Below are 2,106 nucleotides of genomic sequence, written 5' to 3'. Positions count from 1 at the left end.
CGATCATGGTGGAGAAGATCTTCGAAGTCGTGCGCGACATTTCGAAGGAAGGCCTCACCGTGCTGCTCGTGGAGCAGAACGCGCGCCTTGCGTTGCAAGCGGCTAACCGCGGCTATGTGATGGATTCCGGTATGGTCACCATGTCGGGCGATGCCAGGCAAATGCTCGACGATCCGAAGGTGCGGGCCGCGTACCTGGGCGAGTGAGGCAAGATTGGCCGGTTAGCCGAAGTCGATGAGACCGAGAGCGCACGGCTGCGAATGGTGGCTATCGAGCCAAGAACACCGCCGCAACCCTTTGTCCGTTTTAGAGCCTTCAGTTGGCGTTCGCCAGATGCAGGCTCGGTCGGTTGCTCAGGGTCGCAACCTGCCAACCGGACGTCCCAGTGCACTCCGGAGCGGGGAGACGGCGTCGTATGGCGTAGTTCGGCCATGAGCGGCAGTGGACCGAGCCCGTACTCGGCTGCGAATCAAATGACGTGCAAAGCTGGCTTCAGACGCTCGCCTGGATTGTGTCGTCAGTATTCTTCATGTTGGGGAAGTTGGTCTGCAATGTCGAACCATGGAGCCTTGCTTCCCACGAAAACATGCCGCTCTGCCCGCACGCCCGGATCGGTATCCAAAGTTCCGAGTGGGAAACCAACCACTTCCGGATGCTGGTCGAAGCGCGTCAACAGGCTCGATCCACATTCACTGCAAAAGCCCTTGTGTTCGCCCGGCGAGGACTCGTAGTACTTGACAAGTTTCTCTCCTGATACCCATTCCCAATCTTTGCTCGCCACCTTGGCACGTGTACGAAAGGCCGCAGCGTGCGTCTTTCGACACATTGAGCAATGGCAGTTGAGAACGTCAGTCATTGGGCCGTGGATGCGGTACTGTACGCGCCGGCAAAGACAGCTTCCGCGCTGGGTCATGAGATTCTCCCGGTTGTCGGTGATAGGTGAAGACAGGCAATGCAAAAACTCTACAGCCGGTTGAAACTTTGATAAAGTGACTAGCCGTTAATGGATTCTTCACGTTTATTGAATAATTGCTGGATGGACCAGTTTTTCAACATGCGGGTGTTCTGCCAGATCGTCGACTCGGGCAGCATGGCGCAGGCCGCACGCGTGCTCGGCCTTGCGCCCGCCACCGTCACTGGTGTATTGGCGCGCGTGGAAAAGAAACTCGGCGTGCGCCTGCTCGACCGCACCACGCGGCGCATCAACGTCACGGAAGCCGGGCGGCTTTGGTATGTGCATGCCAATCGAATCATCGAGCAGTCGATGGAGGCAGAAGACGCTGTACGTAGCTTGGCCGCGGAACCGCGTGGCGCCCTTCGCGTCACGCTGCCCTTAGGCGTGGCGATGACTTTCGTTTATCCCCATCTGCATGAATTCTCAATGCAGTTTCCGAAGATTGATCTCGATCTTCAGGTGAGCGACCGGATTGTCGACCTCGTCGGGAATCGCTTTGACCTTGCCCTTCGTGCCGGCCATGCCAAAGATTCCGATCTAATGATTCGTCGATTGCTGTCTTATCGCCGCATTACCTGCGCCAGCGCCAGGTACCTTGCACTGAATGGAGCGCCAGAGCACCCCTTGGATCTACTGAAGCATCAATGTCTTTTGTATCGTCATGAGCCGCATTCCTTGCACTGGGAGTATCGGATTGATGGCGTCACGGTGAAGATCCCCGTTAAAGGTGCGTACGCGAGCAACGAATCGCACGCGCTGCTCGCATGGGCCCGGACCGGGCTCGGGATTACGATTCAGCCAGAATGGCTTGTTAACGACGATCTGCGCAACGGACGTTTGATTCGCTTGTTGGACGACTATGCGATGAACATGCCCTCAGAATGGCCAGCCATCTATGCCGTATTTCCGAAGGCACGCAACCGCCCGAAGAAGGTGGAGGCCTTTGTGCAGTTCTTCGCAGGGAAAATGAAGGAGCACTACAGCTAAGAAGGAAGTGCTTTGCGCCATCGGGAATAACCGCTCAGGGTGTGCGCCGTGAAAAGGTGGCGCTTTCCAGCGGGTGCAAGCCCCGCCCGGCAACCGCTCCAGCCGGAAGCAACTGGAGCAGTCATGGAGGTAACGAAGTGGCTGAAGCCTCTGGTAATGCGTGT

2 protein-coding genes and 1 pseudogene are annotated in these 2,106 nt (G+C 57.3%); 2 read left to right on the top strand and 1 reads right to left on the bottom strand.

The window, feature by feature from the left end; translation table 11 throughout:
* Positions 1–206, top strand: a pseudogene (locus C0Z19_RS27620) (ABC transporter ATP-binding protein); the annotation flags it as partial.
* A gap of 311 nt (positions 207–517) precedes the next feature.
* On the opposite strand, the gene C0Z19_RS27615 reads toward C0Z19_RS27620, so the two are convergent.
* Positions 518–913 carry a GFA family protein gene (locus C0Z19_RS27615; protein ID WP_102613004.1) on the bottom strand — a complete coding sequence of 132 codons (396 nt, stop codon included), beginning with the start codon at positions 911–913 and terminating at the stop codon, positions 518–520.
* Positions 914–1,003: 90 nt separating this feature from the next.
* Here C0Z19_RS27615 and C0Z19_RS27610 point away from each other — a divergent pair, with 90 nt between their 5' ends.
* Complete coding sequence (locus C0Z19_RS27610) at positions 1,004–1,942, top strand: LysR family transcriptional regulator (protein ID WP_233196318.1); 939 nt, start codon at positions 1,004–1,006, stop codon at positions 1,940–1,942.
* Positions 1,943–2,106 lie beyond the last annotated feature (164 nt).

This window comes from Trinickia soli, assembly GCF_002879855.1.
In the GTDB taxonomy this organism is placed as follows: domain Bacteria; phylum Pseudomonadota; class Gammaproteobacteria; order Burkholderiales; family Burkholderiaceae; genus Trinickia; species Trinickia soli.
This window is presented reverse-complemented; position numbering and strand designations above follow the sequence as displayed.